18 protein-coding genes are annotated in these 18986 nt (G+C 70.4%); 11 read left to right on the top strand and 7 right to left on the bottom strand.

Features of this window, described 5'->3' with window-relative positions:
• Positions 1–6 precede the first annotated feature (6 nt).
• Genes UA74_RS05835 through UA74_RS05875 form a run of 9 tightly spaced genes read left to right on the top strand, consistent with a single transcriptional unit; the run spans position 7 to position 7952 of the window.
• Positions 7–909 (top strand): ACP S-malonyltransferase, encoded by a 903-nt coding sequence (locus UA74_RS05835; RefSeq protein ID WP_075739371.1) that lies wholly within the window; start codon positions 7–9, stop codon positions 907–909.
• Complete coding sequence (locus tag UA74_RS05840) at positions 906–1451, top strand: holo-ACP synthase (protein ID WP_075739372.1); 546 nt, start codon at positions 906–908, stop codon at positions 1449–1451. The genes UA74_RS05835 and UA74_RS05840 overlap by 4 nt, the downstream gene beginning before the upstream one ends.
• Positions 1448–2314 (top strand): ester cyclase, encoded by an 867-nt coding sequence (locus UA74_RS05845; RefSeq protein WP_232237644.1) that lies wholly within the window; start codon positions 1448–1450, stop codon positions 2312–2314. The genes UA74_RS05840 and UA74_RS05845 overlap by 4 nt, the downstream gene beginning before the upstream one ends.
• A 12-nt stretch (positions 2315–2326) precedes the next feature.
• Positions 2327–3109 (top strand): alpha/beta fold hydrolase, encoded by a 783-nt coding sequence (locus UA74_RS05850; protein ID WP_075739373.1) that lies wholly within the window; start codon positions 2327–2329, stop codon positions 3107–3109.
• On the top strand, positions 3106–3660 hold the full coding sequence (locus UA74_RS05855; RefSeq protein WP_075739374.1) for a 4'-phosphopantetheinyl transferase superfamily protein: 555 nt from the start codon (positions 3106–3108) through the stop codon (positions 3658–3660). The genes UA74_RS05850 and UA74_RS05855 overlap by 4 nt, the downstream gene beginning before the upstream one ends.
• Before the next feature lie 23 nt (positions 3661–3683).
• Positions 3684–4694 carry a right-handed parallel beta-helix repeat-containing protein gene (locus tag UA74_RS05860; RefSeq protein WP_232237645.1) on the top strand — a complete coding sequence of 337 codons (1011 nt, stop codon included), beginning with the start codon at positions 3684–3686 and terminating at the stop codon, positions 4692–4694.
• Entirely contained in the window at positions 4691–5629 is a 939-nt protein-coding gene (locus tag UA74_RS05865) for an ABC transporter ATP-binding protein (protein ID WP_075739376.1), read from the top strand. The genes UA74_RS05860 and UA74_RS05865 overlap by 4 nt, the downstream gene beginning before the upstream one ends.
• 2 nt (positions 5630–5631) lie before the next feature.
• The gene (locus UA74_RS05870; RefSeq protein ID WP_075739377.1) at positions 5632–6810 is read left to right on the top strand and encodes an ABC transporter permease; all 1179 of its coding nucleotides are present in this window, start codon (positions 5632–5634) and stop codon (positions 6808–6810) included.
• The gene (locus UA74_RS05875) at positions 6807–7952 is read left to right on the top strand and encodes an ABC transporter permease (protein WP_075739378.1); all 1146 of its coding nucleotides are present in this window, start codon (positions 6807–6809) and stop codon (positions 7950–7952) included. The genes UA74_RS05870 and UA74_RS05875 overlap by 4 nt, the downstream gene beginning before the upstream one ends.
• Positions 7953–8255: 303 nt before the next feature.
• Here the strand turns inward: UA74_RS05875 and UA74_RS05880 are convergent, their stop codons facing one another.
• The 3 genes from UA74_RS05880 to UA74_RS05890 form a co-directional block, all read right to left on the bottom strand.
• Complete coding sequence (locus tag UA74_RS05880; RefSeq protein ID WP_232237646.1) at positions 8256–9347, bottom strand: NAD-dependent epimerase/dehydratase family protein; 1092 nt, start codon at positions 9345–9347, stop codon at positions 8256–8258.
• Positions 9340–10566, bottom strand: coding sequence for a class I SAM-dependent methyltransferase (locus UA74_RS05885; protein ID WP_075739379.1), 1227 nt, complete (start codon positions 10564–10566; stop codon positions 9340–9342). Before UA74_RS05885 ends, UA74_RS05880 begins: the two co-directional genes overlap by 8 nt.
• Before the next feature lie 217 nt (positions 10567–10783).
• A complete protein-coding gene (locus UA74_RS05890) occupies positions 10784–13549 on the bottom strand; it encodes an AAA family ATPase (protein ID WP_075739380.1) in 2766 nt (921 codons plus the stop codon).
• Between the two features lie 920 nt (positions 13550–14469).
• Between UA74_RS05890 and kamB the strand changes: the two genes are divergently transcribed.
• On the top strand, positions 14470–15147 hold the full coding sequence (gene kamB, locus UA74_RS05895) for a 16S rRNA (adenine(1408)-N(1))-methyltransferase KamB (protein WP_075739381.1): 678 nt from the start codon (positions 14470–14472) through the stop codon (positions 15145–15147).
• Here the strand turns inward: kamB and UA74_RS33345 are convergent.
• The 4 genes from UA74_RS33345 to UA74_RS05920 all read right to left on the bottom strand — a co-directional run bounded on the left by UA74_RS33345 (position 15078) and on the right by UA74_RS05920 (position 17868).
• On the bottom strand, positions 15078–15446 hold the full coding sequence (locus tag UA74_RS33345) for a hypothetical protein (protein WP_075739382.1): 369 nt from the start codon (positions 15444–15446) through the stop codon (positions 15078–15080). The genes kamB and UA74_RS33345 overlap by 70 nt on opposite strands.
• A 59-nt stretch (positions 15447–15505) precedes the next feature.
• The gene (locus tag UA74_RS33350; protein ID WP_075739383.1) at positions 15506–15805 is read right to left on the bottom strand and encodes a hypothetical protein; all 300 of its coding nucleotides are present in this window, start codon (positions 15803–15805) and stop codon (positions 15506–15508) included.
• Positions 15806–15964: 159 nt separating this feature from the next.
• Positions 15965–17113 carry a DUF371 domain-containing protein gene (locus tag UA74_RS05910; protein WP_198042941.1) on the bottom strand — a complete coding sequence of 383 codons (1149 nt, stop codon included), beginning with the start codon at positions 17111–17113 and terminating at the stop codon, positions 15965–15967.
• 485 nt (positions 17114–17598) lie between these two features.
• A complete protein-coding gene (locus tag UA74_RS05920) occupies positions 17599–17868 on the bottom strand; it encodes a hypothetical protein (protein ID WP_198042942.1) in 270 nt (89 codons plus the stop codon).
• 319 nt (positions 17869–18187) lie between these two features.
• Here UA74_RS05920 and UA74_RS05925 point away from each other — a divergent pair, with 319 nt between their 5' ends.
• Positions 18188–18817: an acyl-CoA-like ligand-binding transcription factor gene (locus UA74_RS05925; protein ID WP_075739387.1), complete on the top strand. Its 630-nt coding sequence runs from the start codon at positions 18188–18190 to the stop codon at positions 18815–18817.
• The last annotated feature ends 169 nt before the right edge of the window (positions 18818–18986 follow it).

Genomic DNA, 18986 nt, shown 5'->3' on the forward strand with positions numbered 1-18986 from the left:
CAGATCATGCTCGCGTTTCTCTTTCCCGGTCAGGGCACGCTCCGCGTGGGAATGGGGGCGCGGCTGCGGGCCAGGAAGGTCGCGGCCGACGTGTTCGCCAGGGCCGACGAACTCCTGCCCGCGCCGGTCTCGGCCCTCTGCGCGTCCGGGCCGACGAGCGCGCTGATCGCGACCGAGAACGCCCAGCCCGCCGTCACGGTGTGCAATCTGGCGGCCCTGGCGGTGCTGGCGGAGGAGGGCCACGAGCCCGAGATCGTCGCCGGGCACAGCGTCGGGGAGATCAGCGCGCTGCACGCGGCCGGGGTGCTCGATCTGGCGGGCACGCTCCGGCTGGTCTCCACGCGGGCGCGGCTGATGGCCGAGTGCGGCGGCCTCGGCGGGATGACCGCCGTGCGGGGGATGCAGCAGGCGGAGGTGGAGGCGCTGGTCGCCGAGGCGTCCACTCCCGACGAACCGCTGGTGGTGGGGCTGGAGAACGCGCAGGAGAACGTGGTCGTGTCGGGCTCCCGCGCGGCGATCGAGCGATTCGTGACCGCAGTGGACAGCCCGGGGAAGGTCCGCCCGCTGGAGGTCAGCGACGCCTTCCACTCGCCGCTGATGGCACCCGTCGCGCAGCGGTGGGCCGATGCGGTGCGCGCGGAGCCGATGGCCGCGCCGCGCATCCCGGTGATCCCCAATGCGACCGCCGAACCGACCACCGACCTCGACGTCGTGCGGGACTGTCTGATCGAGCAGCTCACCCGCCGGGTGCGGTGGGCGGAGACGATGACCAGGATCGAGGGCGCCACCTGCGTCGAGGTCGGTGACAGCAAGACCCTCACCGCCCTGCTGCGCGGCACCCCGACCCGCTGCGTCAGCATGGCCGACCCGTCGGCGGCACGCAGGCTCGTCAAGGCCGGGGCCGCATGAACCGGGCGGGCTCGGCCGTCGTCCGTTTCGCGGGGCTGACCGAGCCGCAGCAGCTCCTCGTGGGCCTGTCGGCTCGACGGCCCGCTGATACAGAGCCCGTCGCACCGGACGGCGCGGATGCCGGACGGGGTGCGGCGAGTCCGTCCGACCGGGCACCCGGCCGGGGCGAGCCGGTGTCGATCGACGAGGTGTTCACCCGCGCCGAGCGGCTGCGTTCCGGCGCGGGCCGCACCCTGGAGCACTGGGCGGGCAGGCTGGCGGCGAAGTACGCGGTGCTGCGCCTGCTGGCCGTGGCGGAGACGGCAGAGCACCTCGGTCAGGCGGAGGTGCTTCCGCAGCCGTCGCCGATGTGCGCGGCGACCGCCGCGTGCCTGCACGGCCATCCGCCGAGGGTCCGGCTCAGCGGCGATCTCGCCCGCCGAGCGGCGGAGCGCGGCGGAGAGCAGATCCGGGTGTCGATCAGCCACACCCGCGACACGGCGCTGTCGGTGGCCATCGCCTCGGCGCCCTTACCGGAAGACCACCATTGCGAGGCGGCGTGAACGTGGAACTCATCGAGATCGTTCGAGCGCACCTGGCGGCCTGGCAGACCGGTGACGCCTCGGCCGTCGCGGACTCCGTCGCCTCGTTCAGCGACCCGGACACCGAGGAGCCGATCGCCGGCGACGCGCTTCTCGCCCACGCCGAGCAGGTGCTCGCGCGGTTCGCCGGACTGCGGATCGAGATCGAGCAGCTGGTCCCCTCGGCGGAGGTCGTCCTGGTCTCCTGGCGGCTCACCGCCGATCACCGCTCCTCATACCTCGGGATGCCCGCCACCGGCGGCGCCGTCGCGGTGCGCGGCACCGACGTGGTCACCGCCGACGCCGACGGGGCGCACGTGGTGCGGACCTTCGACCGGCTCGCCGTGGCCGCCGCCCTGGGCTTCGAGGCTCGGTTCACCCCTGCCGCCGACGGTGATCGGGAGTTCGGCGTCAGCTCCCGGACCTCGGTGGGGCGCACGACGCCGCCGGGCGTGCTCGCCCTGACCTGGCTGGAGATCCGCGACGACGCGGAGGCCGCCGACGTCGATCTGCTGAGCGTGGAGGTCGTCAAGTCGCTGCGGGCCTCCCAGGGCTTCCTGGGCGCCTCGACCTTCGACATCGGCCGCCGGAAGTTCACCCTGACGGCCTTCGACCGGGCGGAGTCGGTGCGGGCCGTGCACGCCAGACCGCATCAACGGGCGATGCGCCGGTTCTTCAAGAGCGGACTCTGCACGCGGGCGCTGACCAGCATCTGGGAGCCCACCGCGATCCGGGAGTACGCGCGGTGCCCGGAGTGCGACTCGGTCGTCACGATGCACGGCGTCGAGCCCGGTGCCGCCGCGTGCGACTGCGGATGGGCCCCGGAGCCAGAACCCCTACTGTGACTGGAGCGCTTCATGACGTTGTTCACCGCAGACCACCGGCTTGACGGCGGTGCCGGGCCTACCGCAGTGTTCGTCTCCGCCCTGTTCGCCGGTGGCTGGATCTGGGATCACCCGTATCAGGCGCTGTCGGACGCGGGCTGGTCGGTCCTGCGCACCAATCAGCCCGTCTGCGCGGTGGACAGCAAGGTCGCGGGGTCGATCGAGCGGCTCGGCGACGCGATGCTGGCGGTCTGTGACGCGGCAGGCGTCGAGGACCTCGTGGTCTGCGCCAACTCGCTGGGCGGGCTCGTCGCGATCGATCTGGCCCTGCGGTTCCCCGACCGGGTGCGCGGCATCGTGGTCAGCGGTGCGCCCGGCCTGACCGCCGACCCGGACGTAGGACTCAGCATGGACCGTCGAGCCGGGGTCAAGCCCAGCGGACCCGAGTTCGAGGCGCGGATGATGGCGGCGTTGTTCCATTCCGGACGCCACTTCAGCGACGAGCAGCTCGCGGAGACGGGAACGCTGCTGGAGCAGCCGAACTCGATGCTGAGCATGGCCCGCAGCCTTCGTGCGACGCGGTCCTATCCGGTGCAGGCCGCGTTGGAGACGGTGCGCTGCCCGTCGCTGTACCTATGGGGCAGACACGATCGGATGACGCCGGTCGACGCCTGGGTCGACGTCGTCGAGGCCCATCCCACCAGCGACATGGTCCTCATCGAGGACTGCGGTCATATCCCGATGCTCGAACGCGGAGATGAGTATTCTTCTCATCTAGCGCGGTTCATGACAAAGTTCGCGAGCGTGCCTGCGTGACGACGGTGGCGGTACTGCTCGGGGTGGACATAGTGGAGAGAGGCCGACTGAGACGCATGCTCTCAGACCTCGGCGACGTCTACCTCCGACAGGTCGCCACGCCGTCCGAGCGAAAGCTGCACACGGGCGCCGCCGACGCCGCCCCCGACTTCGCCGTCAAGGAATGCCTGATCAAGGCGGTCGGCGGCCGTCCGGACGGATTCAGCTGGCATGACTTCGAACGAGCGTCTGCCGTCGGGTCCGTCCCGCCGCCTGCCCCTGCGGTCCCCGCGCAGGCCGAGGAGATCGACGACGAGGTCACTGCGCTGCTCGACGAGGCGGCGGCAGGCCTCGGCGCGGCCACCGGGTTCGCACTGACCACCACCGACACCTACGCCGTGCGCGGCGCGAGCCGCACCGCCGCACTGGCGCGGCTGGCACCCGGTCAGGGCGGGTTGAGCGTCACCGGCGCCGCCCGCTGGGGCCTGGACGAGAGCGTGCTCGTCGCACTGGCCGTGGTGACGACTTCCGCGAAGACGATGACCAAGAAGGGAGCACCAGGATGTCCTTAGCTCAAGCCCCTGCTGAGACGGTCGTGAGACCGGGCGAATCCATCCAGCAAGCGCTCGACAGCGCGGGGGCGGGCGCCACCGTCCGACTCACCGAGGGTACCTACGCCGAACATCTGTTGATCAGACACAGCGGGGTGACACTCGTCGGCGACGGCGCCGAGCGGACCGTCCTGATTCCCGGCGGGACGGCTCCCGACGGGATACCCGAGCTGACGGATGCCACCACGGAGGTCTCCAGCGGCATCGTCATCCACGCCGAGGGCGTCACCGGCATCACGCTGCGCGGCCTGACCGTGCAGGGCTTCAGCGGCGCGGGCGTGTACGCGCACACCACCTCCGACCTCGACTTCGAGGACCTCGTGGTGCGGGACAACGAACTCTGGGGCGTCTACGTCCGCGAGTCCGGCGGCGTGCGCGTGCTGCGCTGCACCGCGTCCGGCAGCCGATACGGCGGCATCGCCCTCAGCTTCTGCTCCCGCTCCGACGCGCTGATCGAGGACAACGACACCTTCGACAACGCCTTCGGGATCTTCGTCGACAACGCCTCGTTCGCCCAGGTACGACGCAACCGCAGTCACGGCAACGCCGCAGGCGTCCTGGTGCTCAACCAGGCCTACCCCGGTGAGCCGCCCGGTGGCGCGACCGACAACCTCGTAGCCGACAACGACCTGTATGACAACGGCCTGTCGGCAGGCGTCGAGCCCGAGGGGCTCGGCGCGGCGGGTCCGCCGATCTCCGGGGTCGGCGTCGGTCTGATCGGCGCCTGTCGCACCACGGTCGTCGGCAACCGCATCGTCGATCACCGACCCAGCGGGCCCTCGGTCATCGGCGGCGCGGTGGCGATGGCCTCCTCCACGGAGTGGGGCGGCGGCGAGGTCGCGGACAACAAGGTGCTGTGGAACCGCATCACCGGCAACGAGCCGCTGGACGTCGACGTCAGTGACGGCCTCGAACGCCAGTACTTCGAGAACAACGTCGTGGACCGCACCTCGCCCGAGCACATCGAGGGCTGTTCCTCAGGAGGCGCCCGATGACTCCCACCCTGGTGTGCGAGGGTCTGGAGAAGCGCTACGGCGACAACCTCGCCGTGGACGACGTGGGCTTCCAGATCGAGCCCGCGCAGGCGTACGGCCTGCTCGGCCCCAACGGGGCAGGCAAGAGCACGACGGTGTCCATGCTGGTCGGCCTGCTGCGACCCGACAAGGGAACCGTGCGGATCTGCGGTGCCGACCTGGCGGGCGACCCGATGAAGGCCAAGGCGCACATCGGGTACGTGCCGCAGGAGATCGCGCTGTTCCCCGAGCTCACCGGCCGGGAGAACCTGCGCTACTTCGGCAGGCTCTACGGCCTGTCCCGACGTGACCTGCGCAGACGCATCGACGAGGTCCTGGAACTGGTCACGCTGACCGACCGCGCCGACGAGAAGATCAGCGGCTATTCCGGCGGTATGAAGCGGCGGATCAACATCGGCGCCGCGCTGCTGCACGAGCCCAAGATCCTCGTGCTCGACGAGCCGACGGTCGGCGTGGACCCGCAGAGTCGCAAGGCGATCCTCGACGGCGTGGAACTCCTCGTCCAGCAGGGCATGAGCCTGCTCTACATCTCCCACTACATGGAGGAGGTCGAGCGGATCAGCCACCGGGTCGGCGTCATCGACCGAGGCAGGCTGGTGGCCGAGGGCACCCGTAAGGAGCTGGTCTCCCGGCTCGGCACCGCCGACCGCGTGGAGCTGGTGCTGGACGGCGACCTCACCACTGCGGCGGAGAAGCTGCGGACCGTGGAGGGCGTCACCGAGGCCGTCGTGGTCGACGGCTCGACCGTCCGGCTGGTCGCCAAGGACGGCAGACACCTGCTGCCGTCGCTGATCGGCGCCGTCGAGGGCTCGGCGGCCGTCACCGGCGTCGAGGTGGTCGAACCCGACCTCGAAGCGGCCTTCCTGCACCTGACCGGCAGCAAGCTGAGGGACTGATCATGCTGAGAGCACTGCTGGTGGTCAGCGGCCACGAGCTGCGCACCCGGCTTCGTGACGGCACGGCGCTGTTGATCGCCCTGGTCGCCCCGGTGGCGTTGGCCTCGATGTTCGGCTTCGCCCTCGGCGGCGACGATCCGCCGCTGCGGGCCACGATCGGCATCGTCGACCTCGACGGCGGCGAGTTCCCGGCCAGCGTCCAGAGCGAGGCGCTGGACTCCGAGGAACTCGAGGGCATCCTCACGTTAGAGGCCTTCGACGCCGAGGACGAGGCTCGCACCGCACTGGACGAGGGCGCGATCGGCGCCGCGATCGTGTTCCCCCCCGGCTTCAGCGACAGCGTCGGCGACGGCCGAGGCGGCGAGGTCGACGTCATGACCTCCGAGGCCGCGCCGTTGGCGGGCGTCGTCGCCACGAGCATGGTCGACCGGATCTCGGCACTCGTCGAGGCACGCACCCTGGCGGTGCGGGCCTCGCTGGACGCGGGCGTGCCCAGTGACGAGGTCGGGGAGTTCGTCGAGGCCAACGGCGCCGAAGGCCCCGCGCTGACCTTGAACAGCGACCCGATGACCGGGGGCAGCATCGACTCCTCGGTCTACTACGGGTCGGGCATGGCCGTGCTGTTCGCCTTCCTCGTCGTGGGCACCTCCGCGCGGAGTCTGCTCACCGAGCGGCAGAACGGGACGCTCAGCCGCATCAGGGCGGCACCGGTTCCACCGTGGACGGCCGTGGCGGGGAAGGGGCTCGTCGGCTTCGGCCTCGCGTTGACCAGCATGTGCGTCACGTGGGGCTCGTCGGTGCTGTTGTTCGGGACGAGCTGGGGTGATCCACTCGCCGTGTTCGCGCTGTGCGCCGCACACGCGCTCGCGGCGACGGCGATCACGATGCTCATCGCCAGCGGCGCCAAGACCGACGCACAGGCCGACGGCTTCAACCTGGGCATCGCCTTCGTCTTCGCGGTTCTGGGCGGCAGCCTCGTCCCGCTCTACAACCTGCCGGACGTCCTCCAGACGCTGGCGCTGATCACGCCGAACGGGTGGGCGTCCACCGGCCTGTCCGAACTCGCCGTCTCCGGCGGCGGCATCGGCGCGGTCGCGGTTCCTCTCGCCGTGATCGGCGGGATCGCGCTGGTCACGGGTGCGCTCGCCGCGCTCCGCTTTCGGAAAGGACTCTTCGGATGACGCTGCGTGCCGTCGGCGCGCTGGTCGCCGCCAACCTTCGCCGCCAGACCCGCGACCGGATGGGTCTGTTCTTCATGGTGGTGATGCCGTTCATCGCCATCATCTTCGTCGGACTCGCCATGGGCGGCAGCTCCTCGGGAGCACAGATCCCGGTCGGCGTCGTCGCCCAGGACGTCGACGAGACGGGCGAGGCGATCCTCGCGGAGCTGCGGAACAACTCCTCGCTGGCCGTCGAGGACGTCGAGAGCGCGGATGCGCTGGGCGACGCCGTCCGGCAGGGCTCACTCGCGGCGGGACTGGTGATTCCCAGCGGCTCCACCGAACTCGACCTGGTCATGACCCAGATGAACGGCACTGGAATGGCCGCCCGCAGCGCCATCGACGCCTCGCTCGGCAAGGTGTCGGCGGTGCTGGAGGCCACGCGGGCAGCCACCTCGGCGGGTTCGTCCCCTGAGCAGGCCGCCGCCGACGTCCGTGCCGCGCAGGAGGAGGCGGTCGCCGTCACGGTGAGCACCTCCGGCTCCGGGGACGGCACGCCCACCGGCTTCGCCTACACCGCGCCCGCCAACCTGCTGCTGTTCACCTTCATCAACTCGATGGCGGTGGCGGCGGCACTCGTGGAGAGCCGCAGGCTGGGCATGACGCGGCGCACCCTGGCCGCCCCGGTCAGTCAGCGGGCCGTCCTGCTCGGCGAGGCCGTCAGCAGGCTGCTCGTCGCGGTGGCGCAGGCCCTGCTCATCACCGTGGTGAGCAGCCTGATGTTCGGCACCAGCTGGGGCGATCCGCTGGCGGTCATCGCGATCGTCGGAGCGTTCTGCCTGGTAGCCACGGGCGCGGCGATGCTGGTCGGCAGCCTGGCGAAGTCGAGTTCGCATCCGCCCGCGATCGGGCCGCCCATCGGCATCATCCTCGGCATGCTCGGCGGCTGCTTCTGGCCGAGGGAGGTCGCGCCCGACGCGCTCAACGCGGTCGGCTACGTCTTCCCGCACGCCTGGGCGATGGACGCGCTGCTCACCCTGACCACGCCCGGCACCGGAGTCGGGCAGGTGATGCTCGAACTGGGCGTCCTGTTGGCGATGGCCGTGGTGATGATGGTCATCGCCATCACGGTGTTCCGCCGCCGGAACCTGGTCGTGAGCTGAGGCGATCACACCGCCGACACCCGGTTCCGGTCGGACCTGACGAGACCCCGGCTGCCGCCTTTCCCGGCGGCGGCCGGGGTCTTCGCGTGTTCGCCGAGGGCGGTTTCTCGCCTGTTCGGCGGGCCGAGACCGTTCGCCCGTTGGGCGGGCCGGGGTGCGGCGGACCTGTTGCGGTGCTCGGTCGACGTGCCGCCCGGTCTGCCGCGGTCGGCGGCCTTGTCGGGCTGGAGGACGGGAGCGGCACGTCGACCGTGGCCGGCTGTTTGCTGCCTGTCGAGCGGTTCCTGGTTCGGCCTTGCCGGATCAGGACCGCGGCGAGAGGGACTCCTCGTGCGCGGTCTCCTCGATCAGAGCAGCCACCGTGTGCTTCAGCGCCGCGCGCAGCTCGACTCCCGCCTGCCAGCCCGTCACCGTCCGGAATCGGGTCGGGTCGGCGATGATGCTGCGAAAGTCCATCTCCGTCGCGTGCACGGGGGCGGGCACCGACACGACGTCCACCGCAGGGCGACCGGTCTGCTCGGCGACCACCGCAGCGATTGCGGTGAACAGTGCGCGGACGGTCGTGCCTCGTCCGGTCCCGATCAGCCAGTGCGTGCCCGAGAGCGCGTCGGCATGATCGACGCAGGCCAGGACGGCCTCGGCGGCGTCCCGGACGTGGAGCAGGTCCCGTTCGGTCTCGCCGCCGTCCCACACGGTCAGCGGCTCGCCCGCCAACGCGCGTCGAGCCATCGCCGTCACCACGCCCCGGTCGGCGGCGTGCGGGGCGGCGCCGAACACCGTGGGCAGGCGCAGCGACACGCCTCGGAGCACGCCATCGGCGGTGGCGTCCGTCAACACCTTCTCGGCGGCCGACTTCTGCCGGTCGTAGACCGTCGCAGGCTCGTCCACCTCGGTGCCGTCGACGAGACCCGAGCCGCCTGCACCGAGCTGTGAGGTCGAGCCCGGCACCACGACGATCGGCGGCGGTCCCGGTCGCGGGTTCGACCGGAGGATGCGTACGAGATCACGGGTCACTCCGACGTTGGTCCGCTCGCTGTGCGGGTCCGCCTCGGCGGCCCGCCACGTCCCGCCGCCCGTGTAGAGCAGCAGATTGAGCACGACGTCCGCGTCCGCCACTGCCTCGGCCAACGCCCCGGTGTCGGTGAGATCGGCGGTGATCACCTCCGCGTCCACGGCTTCCGGCGGCACCGGGCTCGGCCCCCTGGCCAGCAGCCGCAGCCGGGCCGGGCGGCGGGCCAGCGCCGCCGCCACGGCCGAGCCGATGAAGCCGGAGGCGCCCAGCACCGCGATGCGCCGAGCCGGGTTCGCCGTCTCGGTGCCGTCGATGTCGTGCCGTGCTGCCGTGTCGACGAGTGCTGCCGTGTCGACCATGGAGCCGCCCGCGTGCTCAGACAAGGTGCACGGTCGGGACGTAGAGGATCCACTGTCCGCCGGAGTCGCGGAACGCCTGTTCCTTGGCCATGATCTCCTCGGCGTGGTTCCAGGCGAACAACAGCGCGTACTGCGGGTAGTCCTCGTGGAAGGCCGACGGCGGCCGAACCGGCAGGTGCGCCCCCGGCGTCAGCTTCCCCTGCTTGGCGGGCGTCGTGTCGCAGACGAAGGAGACCAGGTCCGGCCCGATGCCGAGGTAGTTGGTCACCGTCGCGCTCTTCGCCGTCGCCCCGTAGCCGACGACCCGGTTGCCCTTGTCCCGCTGCTCCCGCAGGAACGTGAGCAGGTCGTCCCGGTTCTTCTCGACCCGAGTCCGGAAGTCGGTCAGCGTCGCGAGATCGGTCAGCTTCGCGGCCTCCTCCGCCGCGAGCAGTTCGGTCACCGCCGAGGTCCGCTGCCGTGCTCCCGGCCGGGCCAGGGTGTAGCGGACCTCGCCGCCGTGGACGGCGAGCCGCTCGACGTCGACGAGTTCGAGGCCGTGCCGCCGGGCCATCTCGTCGACCGAGCGGGCGGTGAAGAAGTAGAAGTGCTCGTCGTAGATCTGATCGAAGGAGGCCCGCTCGACGATCTCGGCGAAGTAGGGGTCTTCGAAGACGAAGACGCCGTTCGGCGCGAGCAGCGTCGTCACACCCCGGAGGATCGACTCCATGTAGGGGATGTGACACAGGGTGTTGGCGGCGTAGATGACGTCCGCAGGCCCGTCCGAGGTACGGATGGACGTGGCGGTCGACTCCTCGAAGAAGGCCTTGCGCACCCGGATGCCCTTGGTGGCGGCCAGTTCGGCGACTCCGCCGGACGGTTCGACGCCGAGGTGCCGGACGCCTGCCGTGGCGATGGTGTGCAGCATCGTCCCGTCATTGGAGCCGAGTTCCACGATGAACGGGTCGTCGCCGGTCAGCTCGGTGTTCAGGAAACGCTGCGCAAGGCCTTCGAAGTGCGCCCGCATCACGGTCGATCCCGAGGACAGGTATGGGTAGTCCTCGTGGAACATCTTCTCCCTGGGGACCTCCTCCATGAGCTGCACCATGTCGCACGTCTGGCAGATCCCCACGGCGAGCCGGAAGAAGAACTCCTGTGCCTCCTCGCCCGGCGTCACGAACGCGTCAGATGCCGGCTGCTTCCCGAAGTCGATGAACTCGTTGACCGTATCTCCGCAGATCCGGCACGACGATGTGGTTGACATATGACACTCCTTGTAGTCCCTGATGCTGTCTCGGGCGTCCGATCCCGAGGCGAGTACGCAGGTGCGGGGGCATGGTCGGCGGCGGTGACCGATGTCGATCGATCCGGTGTGCCGCCGGAGTTCGGGGAGGGGCCCGGTTGTGCAGGCCCGCGCCTCGTGTCGGTGTCCGATCTGCGTCACTCGACGCCGGGTCGTCCGGCGCGAGCGCGATCAGACGTCACCTCGTGGCGGCCGCGTTCGTCACGGCGGGCAGGTCGTTCCTGCTCTTCACGCCGAGCTTGCGGTAGACCCGGGTCAGATGCTGTTCGACGGTGCTGACCGTGACGTAGAGCTGATCGCTGATCTCGCGGTTCGTGTGTCCGATCGCCGCCAGCTCAGCGACCCGGCGCTCCGATTCGCTGAGGGAGTGCAGTCCGATGACCTCGGCATCCCGACCCGTCCTCGCGGCTCCGACGTCCTGATCACCGGTGTGCGTGCCCGTGGGCGCGGGCAGGCGGCCGATGCCCGCTTCGGTCGCCTCCGCGCGTGGCCGGCCACGGGCCGGGTCCGAGTCGCCCGCCTGGCGCAGCTGGTTGAGGTCGCGCAATGCCCTGGCGAGTGTCAACCGGTCGCCGGAGCTGCGCAGACAGTCGATCGCCTGACGCAGCAGTGCGTTGCGCTGCGCGGGTTCGCTGCTGGCCGCCAAGGTCCGCAGCGAGATCCCCCTGGTCCGCTCGTCGACGGTCCCGACGCGCTCGAGCTGCTGCCTGACGAGATCACGAGCCACCCTGGGCCTGCTGAGCTGGAGGTTGGCCTCCGCAAGGCCGCTGCGCCACGGCACCAGCATGGGGAAGTCGATGTCCCATTCCTTCATCAGTCGGCCGCAGCGCTGGAAGTCGTTGATCGCGGCCAGCACCCGCCCGGCGGCCAGGTGATGGTGGCCTCTGGCATGCAGGTAACGCAGTCCCCACTGCGTGGTGAACGTCGATTCCCCGACCCGATGCCGCAGCGCCTCCGCAGCCCTCTCGTGCTGCTCCAGAGCGGTCGCGGCCAGCACCAGAGTCCCCAGCGGATAGCCGATCTGGACGCCCCAGCCGCGCGGGGGCAGCCGGTGGAACGCGGCCTCGGCGTGTTCGACTGCTGTGACGGCGTCGCCGCGCCGGAGCAGGATGTCCGCGTGCAGTGCGCCCAGGACGGCCTGCCACGTGACCTCGCCCCGACGATCGGCCTCCGAGGCGAGGCGTCGGCACCACCAGGCTGCGCGATCCGGCTGCCCGCCGTAGACCAGGGTCTGGATCGCCGTTGCCGCGATCTCCAGTGCCATGCCGCCGAAGCGGCAGCTCTGCAGGATGTGCTCGGCGCTGGCGACGGCTGCGCCGTCCCCGCCGTGCGCCCAGACGGTGGCCAGCATCCGCGTCGTGTCGACGAGCGGGTCCTCGCCCGCGGGCGGCGACGTCGTGCTGAGCGCGCCGAAGACGTCCTGGGCCGAGCCGAAGACCCACTCGTATGCGATGCGCAGCTCCGCCGACGTCTGCGCGTCGATCCCGCCAGGTGCGGCGAGCAGCGTGTCCAATGCCTTCGCCGCCGTCGTGCGGTTGCCGTTCCACACCGCGTGCCGCACCACGGTCACTGCATCGCGCGTCGCGAGCCTGCCGTCCTCCAGCGCGGGAAGCAGCTCGGCGAGGTGCAGCGCGGCCGCCGACGGATTCACGCTCCACAGCGCCCTGATCAGCGACACCGAGATCTTGAGCCGCTCGTCCTCGTGCTCGGTGCTGCGCAACGCCAGGTCGAGGCACCGCACCGCGATGTGTACCTCGTCGCCGATGAGTGCCTGTTCGGCGGCGTCGCGCAGGACGCCGACCGACCAGTCCGCGTCGACCTCGTCCGCCGCGATGAGGTGCGCGGCGACCTTCGGCGCCGCGGCGCCGTCCTGGTGCAGCAGCTCGGCTGCGTGCAGATGCAGGAGGGGACGCTCCACCGAGGGCAGGCCGTCCAACACCGCCTTGGTCGCGGCCGGGTGTCGGAAGGCACCGTCCTGCAACAAGCCCGCCGAGGTCAGGATCTCGACGATGCGACCGGCGGTCTCCGGGATCAGCCCCGCCAGCCTGCCGATCAGCGCGGGGGTGGCCTGGGTACCGAGCACGGCCACCGCGCGCGCCACCCCGAGCAGATCGGGGTCCCAGCGGTGCAGACAGGCCTGGACGGCCCTCGCGAAGGCGGCACCCACCACCGGCTGCGGATCGTCGTCGGCGGTCGATGCCGAGGACTCGCCGCTCTCGTAGTCCTCCAACAGCGCATTGAGCAGCATCGGGTTGCCGCCGGTGAGGTCCGCGTAAGCGGGCGCGAGGCGGCCGGCGTTCGTCGCGGACATCGACTCGCCCAGTAGATCGGTGATCTCCTCGATCGACAACGGCCCGAGCCTGATTCGGTGATGCCTGCGACGGGTGAGATCGGCATAGAAGAGCGGCAACGTCGTCTGCAGGTACTCCCATTCGTTCAACACGAGCAGGATCGATGCGGACTGCATTCGGCGGCGCAGATAGAGGAGAAGTTGTAAGGAAGAGCTGTCAGCGAACTGGACGTCGTCGATGCAGACGACGACGGGGCGCCTGCGCGCCAGTTTCAGCAGTGCGGCGCAGATCTCCTGGAGGATACGAGCCCCGGTGTGGTGGATCGACCGGATGTCAGGCCCGACATCCTCGACGGTGAGCGTCTCGGCAGTGACGAGTCGCGATACCTGGTCGGTGACCTCCGGCGGTACGTCGGAACTGTAGAAGAGCTGCTCGACCACACCCATCTGCAGGACGCATTCGGCGCGTGATCCGGTGGCGCTGAGTACGAGTGCACCGGATTCACTTGCGTACCGTGACAGTCGATGCAGTAATTCGGTCTTGCCACTCGCCGGACCTCCGGTGACGAGTGCCAATCGACCGTTGTGGGTGCTACTCTCGTCTAATAAGGATCTGAGTATTCGCAATGCTTCGCGGTGACCCGAATAAGCCATGCCGTTACCCCCAGCTGGCGAGTCGAGTGGGACGTCGTAGGGAAGTCGGCGATCGTAGACCGGCCACTGATCGGGTGCAGGAAATGGGTCGCCGACGGTATTCAGCACGATTCATAGAACGCCGTTGATGCCCCCAGATGGCCGGTCGCTTCCCGGCGGGAGCCTAACACACGATTGGCCGAGGTCAAGTGTTCCTAGTGCTGTTCTGACCAGCTGCTCGCCAGCCAAGGAGTTACCAGTGTGCACCCGGGCGAGCCGCCGCCGCAGATGTCTTCCGGGTAGTCGAGTAGCCGGTCAAGGATACGCTTAGTGAGGTCCACTGGATCTTCAACAATGGTAGCTGTCCTGGACAGCTAGTGGCTTCTGTGCTAGGGGGGAAGAGGTGGTCGACGTGATCGTCTCCGGTCCTGTGTGGCCGCCTGGTGGACGTCTTATTCGGGCGCCCCCGATTGCGCTCCGTGCACCTCTCGTCGAAGCGGTGAAGCATGGATTGCCGGTGGCCATACTGTTTATTGCCGAATGGTTACCGACGGTTCGTGCTCGGGTCGCCCGTCGTGTTGTCCGAAACTGCTGGGAACCGACTGCGGAAGGCGCGCGTCATAGTCGAGCCGGAGTGTTCCTCAACAGATAAAAGGAGTGTTCAGTGAAATCGGCTCACTACTCTCGTCCCCAGCCGGACGCGACGCCGCAGGCGCCCGGCGCGCCGACGGCGGCCCCATGCCTCGGCACGAAGCCCGTGCCGGTGTTGATCAGCAGCCCTGCCGCCGATGCGCCGACGTAGAGCCGCCCCACGCGGCGGGGTCGAGCCGTGCGACCACCACCGGGCGCGCGCCCGGCGTCTGCCGCCGACGCGCGGGCCTCATTCCGTTCGTACGCCGGGTGCGGCTGCACGTCCGATTGCGGCGCTAGGCTCACCGGCCATGCGTCGTGTCACCGGGAAACAGGTCGTCGACACCAGTGCGGCCGACTTCGACGAGCTGGTGTCACGACACGAGGGCGTCGTTTTGGACGTGGGCACCGGCGATGGCAAGCACGCCTACCACGTCGCCCGCCGCCGACCCGCCGAGCTGGTGGTCGGTCTCGACGCGGCGAAGGACAACCTGCGCCGGATCGCGGCCAAGGCGGCGGCGAAGCCCGCCAAGGGCGGCGTGTCCAACCTGCTGTACGTGTGGGCAGGCGTGGAACGACTGCCCGCCGAACTGCACAGCGTCACCGAGGTGCACGTCCTGATGCCCTGGGGCAGCCTGCTGCGCGGCATGCTCGGCTCCGACCTGACGATGCTGCGTGACCTGGCGGCCGTCTGCGTGCCGAACGCCGAGTTCCTGATCACCCTGAACCTGCATGCCTGGCGGCCCGCCGTGCCGGAGGTCGGGACGCATCCGGAGCCGACGCCCGCCTCCGCACTGCGTGACCTGGCCCCGGTGCTCGCCGCCCAGCGGTGGCGGCTCGACGAGGCCGACTACCTCGATGCCGAGGAGATCGACGCACTGGCCACCTCGTGGACCAGGCGACTCAACTCCTCCCGCGATCAGCTCGACGTCCTGGCGCTGCGCGGTGTGATCAACGCGAGGGACGCGGGCGGGGGCGACGGTGCATGATCGAGTCGGGCCGCCCCGGTGTTGTTCGAGGCCTTGTCATCCTCTCGTCCTGCCAGTCTGGCTGCCAGCCAGCCGCGGGCCCCGGCAACAGTGACGCCCTCGCGGAGCACGTCGCGGAGCACCGGCTCGTCGCTCCCGCGATGTGCCAGCTCCGCGACCGTGAACTCCAGGGGCCGGACGTCGTTGCCGATCCACCTGGTCACCTCGGCGGCGAGGTCGTCGACCTGGCCCTCCCAGCGATCATCGTCCACGTCGTCGGGTCGGATCAGCAGCGGATCGACGTCGCTCGTCGGCACCATCGAACCTCGGGCCGCCGAGCCGAAGATCGCAGCGTAGCGGGGCGGGGTCGACCACGACGTCAGGCGATTCCCGAGACGTTCGAGGAACGTCTCGCGAAGCCGAGCGAGCGCGATGACGTCTCCGCCGCGAGATGATCACGATTGAGGCGACAGGCGTAAGCGCTGCCGATCCTCGCTGTGTGCACGGTGCCCTGCTCGGTCAATCGTCTCAACACCTTGCGGATCCCCGCTTGGGAGAACTGCGGGAGCGCGCGGTGCAGCTGCCCGGTCGTGAACGTGACTCGATGCCGGGCCAGCACTGCCAGGATGTCGCCGTCGAGAGTGGCCGTGATCGTGGCGAACGGGCGGCTCAGCTCCATCGGCCCTCCCGGTCGCCTCGGTCAGACAGTGCGGCGTCCGCACTATTGTGCGGAAGGCCGCACAATAGTGCAGCCTTCGCATGGTGTGCCCCGCGTGCAGGCCTGCCCATCATCGTGGGCGCAGGCCGGGCCATGTCGGCCCCGATCGGGTTGCGCCGCTCAGCGCGAGGGACGTTCGTTGAGTGCGAGGACGAAGTCGTAGGCACTCCGGCGCGACCAGCCCGGCTGCGCGGCGAGGGCGAGGGCGATGGTCCTTGCGGAGACCGAGTCGGCCAACAGTGCGTTGACCAGGCTGGTCGGGTCCACCCGGGGGAGCAGGTCGGTGTCCTGCTCGGCGTCCACCCGACACAGCACGTCGCCCCGCTCCGGAGCCCGAAGCTCGGTGGCGGGCCCCCACCACGGTCGCTCGGCGCCCGCAGGCGTCGCGCTCACCACGGCCACCCGCCGGGGCCCCGCCTGCCGGTCGACCTCCGCCAGCACTCGGGGCAGCTCGGCGGCCGGTGCGCCGAAGACGACGGCGGTGCCGGGATGCGCGGCGACCAGCCGAGACACCTCGCGAGGCGGGAGTCGGCCTGCCGACAACACCGGCGTCGTCTGCGGTGAGACCGCCGAGACGGCCAGCTCCGGCGGCAGCCCGAGCACCTCCACGGCAGGACGGATCGGCGCGGCGAGGACTGCCGTCACCGACGGATCGGTGACGTCCGATGTGGACACGGCGAGCACTCGGCCGCCCGCCGCGAGGCAGGCCGCAGCCTCGGCCGCTCGCCCGGCTCGGGCGCCGTGCGCGGCGACGACCGCGCGAGCCGCAGCGTCCTCGGCGATCACCAGATCGGCGGCGGCGCACTCCACGGCCAGTCGATGCTCTCGGCCGGGCCCCGCGCGGAACCGGACCAGGACCCCGCCCGGCGGCCCCGGTGCGCGCTCGACCAGCACGTCGATCTCGGCCGTCGGCTCCGCCGCCTGCCGCATCAGCTCGCGCGGCAGTCCCGCCGCCGAGAGATCCGCATCGGTGGCCAGGGTGTCGGGGAGTCGCTCCGAACTGCGCCGCACCACCGCTGACGACCCGGGCTGCCACAGTGAGTTCCCCGTGGCGTGCACGACGGCCTCGACGCCGCCTGCGGAGATGGTGATCCGCAGCGGCCCGGCCACCGCGGACTCGGCGGGCCCGACGGACTCGGCGGCCACCCCGATGACGCAGGTCGCCCTGGCGGTGATGTCGGCGTCCGTCGAGAACTCCAGCGTCTTGGCGTGGGTTCCCCGGACGGCGGCGTGGCCTCGGCAGCGCAGCCGCAGGACCTCGATCGACATGATCAGCTCGCCTCCCACGCCGTGCCGTGCCCGCCTGGCCGGATGGAGCATAGCCGGCAGCCGGACGTCCGAGCGCCGGATGTGTCCGATCCGCCCGCCCGTCGGTGCCCCTCGGATCGGGGCCGATCCGTTCCGAGCGGACATGACCAGCCCACCAGACAGCCGTTCCTGCTGAGGCGGAACTGGGCTTGGGTTGGCAGGAGCGGGGGTGAATCCGGGTGTGAGAACGATCGCGCCTCGTGCTCGAAGATGCGAACGGGTGTCCCTGGCCCGGTACGGCAGCCTTGCCGATCAGGTCTGGCTGAGCATCGAGAACGGGCGACGTGAGCAGATCGCCACCCGTGGTCCGCTCCAGGGCCCGGCGTCGTGGAGGCGGGAGCGGATTCGCCCCATTCATTCAGACAGTCGACCGGCGCCGTTCCGGTCTCTGCTGGACATCGCCTGAGTAGACCGGCTCGTGACGCCGGGTGACCTGCGCCCGCTGCCTAGTCGCGGAACGATCCGTCGGCTCTGCGGGCGTGGAACTTGAGCCGGTGTCTGCACTGCGGACACCGCTGCTGGAAGACGCGGACCATCGCCAGCAGCAGCCACGCGACCCCCAAGGTCACCAGGTACAGCAGGCCTAAGGCCAGCTTTCGGCCACCCTGGACGATGCCCGGCTCCGTACAGAACCGGCAGTCACGACACCCCATGTCACCCCTTGCTCGTCGACCGGCGGTGAGCGCCCGGATCTTCGTCCATTCAATCCTGTCCACCGTGTCATGAAAACTCGGCGGGGGTCGGTCCTCTGGTCGGGCCGGACAGGTCGTACTCGATCTCTGCCGGTCACGAGGCCGTGGTCGGCGGGGTGGCGGCGTTGATCACCGCGGCGTCGATCGACGTGTAGTTGATCGACGAGGTCCTGCCGCCTCGGCGCGGACCGGTCCGAGGTCCGCAGGCCGCCTGATCTCCCGCGCAAGGCGGGCGCAGGCGCCGGGCGTCCGCGCGCGACCGCCGCGACAATTCTGCGCCTTAGGCAAAATTGCGGACCGGGCAATATTGCGCAGCCCGCAAGATTATGGTTAGGCTTCCGTCATGACCACGTCGCGGGACACCGGCCCAGGACTGCGCGAGCGCAAGAAGCAGCAGACTCGGGAGACGCTGAGCTGGGCCGCGCTTCGGCTGACGGTGGAACGCGGCCTGGACGCGGTCCTGATCGAGGACATCGCCGCCGAGGCGGGGGTGTCGCCGCGCACGTTCAACAACTACTTCGAGGGCAAGGCCGAGGCCGTCGTCTGGCGGCATTTCGACCGGGCGGCACGCATGGCCGATCTCCTCCGCGAGCGCCCGGCCGAGGAACCGTTGTGGGACGCCGTCATCCACGCCGTCCACGCCGTCCACGCCCACGCAGGCGACGAGCAGCGGAGTCCCGATCCGGAGTGGACCGCCGGGGTCGCGCTGCTGGTCGGCGAGCCCGCGTTGCAGGGCGCGTTCCTGAAGGCGAGCGCCGCCGCCGACCGGGAACGGGCGCTGGCGATCGGCGAGCGCACCGGCACCGACCCCGACAAGGACATGTATCCGACACTGGTGTCTGCCGCGATCGGCTCGGCGATCGACGTCGCCACGCGCCACTGGCTGCGAGCCGATCCGCCCGTTCCGCTCGGCGGGCTGCTGCGCGCCGCGCTCGCCGAGATCACGGCGGGCCTGCCGGAGCCCGGCCGCTAGGCAGCGCGCCCCGCCACCCTGACCAGCCTCGCCACAGGCTGCCTCTCCTCGCCGACGCCGAGTTCGGCGCACACCTCGCCCCCGGAACACGCAGCTCTGACCCCTACCGCCCGGACGCCCCGTCCGGGCGGCGATCTCGCCATGCCCTGATTCGGCAGGGCGAAGCAAG

Origin of the sequence: Actinoalloteichus fjordicus, assembly GCF_001941625.1 — a bacterium.
GTDB classification, from domain to species: domain Bacteria; phylum Actinomycetota; class Actinomycetes; order Mycobacteriales; family Pseudonocardiaceae; genus Actinoalloteichus_A; species Actinoalloteichus_A fjordicus.

What these genes read in the sequence shown, in the direction of transcription:
- UA74_RS05835 (WP_075739371.1), top strand. Translation starts at nt 7, where the DNA reads ATGCTCGCGTTTCTCTTTCCCGGTCAGGGCACGCTCCGCGTGGGAATG.
- UA74_RS05840 (WP_075739372.1), top strand. Translation starts at nt 906, where the DNA reads ATGAACCGGGCGGGCTCGGCCGTCGTCCGTTTCGCGGGGCTGACCGAG.
- UA74_RS05850 (WP_075739373.1), top strand. Translation starts at nt 2,327, where the DNA reads ATGACGTTGTTCACCGCAGACCACCGGCTTGACGGCGGTGCCGGGCCT.
- UA74_RS05865 (WP_075739376.1), top strand. Translation starts at nt 4,691, where the DNA reads ATGACTCCCACCCTGGTGTGCGAGGGTCTGGAGAAGCGCTACGGCGAC.
- UA74_RS05870 (WP_075739377.1), top strand. Translation starts at nt 5,632, where the DNA reads ATGCTGAGAGCACTGCTGGTGGTCAGCGGCCACGAGCTGCGCACCCGG.
- UA74_RS05875 (WP_075739378.1), top strand. Translation starts at nt 6,807, where the DNA reads ATGACGCTGCGTGCCGTCGGCGCGCTGGTCGCCGCCAACCTTCGCCGC.
- UA74_RS05885 (WP_075739379.1), bottom strand. Translation starts at nt 10,566, where the DNA reads ATGTCAACCACATCGTCGTGCCGGATCTGCGGAGATACGGTCAACGAG.
- UA74_RS05890 (WP_075739380.1), bottom strand. Translation starts at nt 13,549, where the DNA reads ATGGCTTATTCGGGTCACCGCGAAGCATTGCGAATACTCAGATCCTTA.
- kamB (WP_075739381.1), top strand. Translation starts at nt 14,470, where the DNA reads ATGCGTCGTGTCACCGGGAAACAGGTCGTCGACACCAGTGCGGCCGAC.
- UA74_RS33345 (WP_075739382.1), bottom strand. Translation starts at nt 15,446, where the DNA reads ATGGTGCCGACGAGCGACGTCGATCCGCTGCTGATCCGACCCGACGAC.
- UA74_RS33350 (WP_075739383.1), bottom strand. Translation starts at nt 15,805, where the DNA reads ATGGAGCTGAGCCGCCCGTTCGCCACGATCACGGCCACTCTCGACGGC.
- UA74_RS05910 (WP_198042941.1), bottom strand. Translation starts at nt 17,113, where the DNA reads ATGTCGATCGAGGTCCTGCGGCTGCGCTGCCGAGGCCACGCCGCCGTC.
- UA74_RS05925 (WP_075739387.1), top strand. Translation starts at nt 18,188, where the DNA reads ATGACCACGTCGCGGGACACCGGCCCAGGACTGCGCGAGCGCAAGAAG.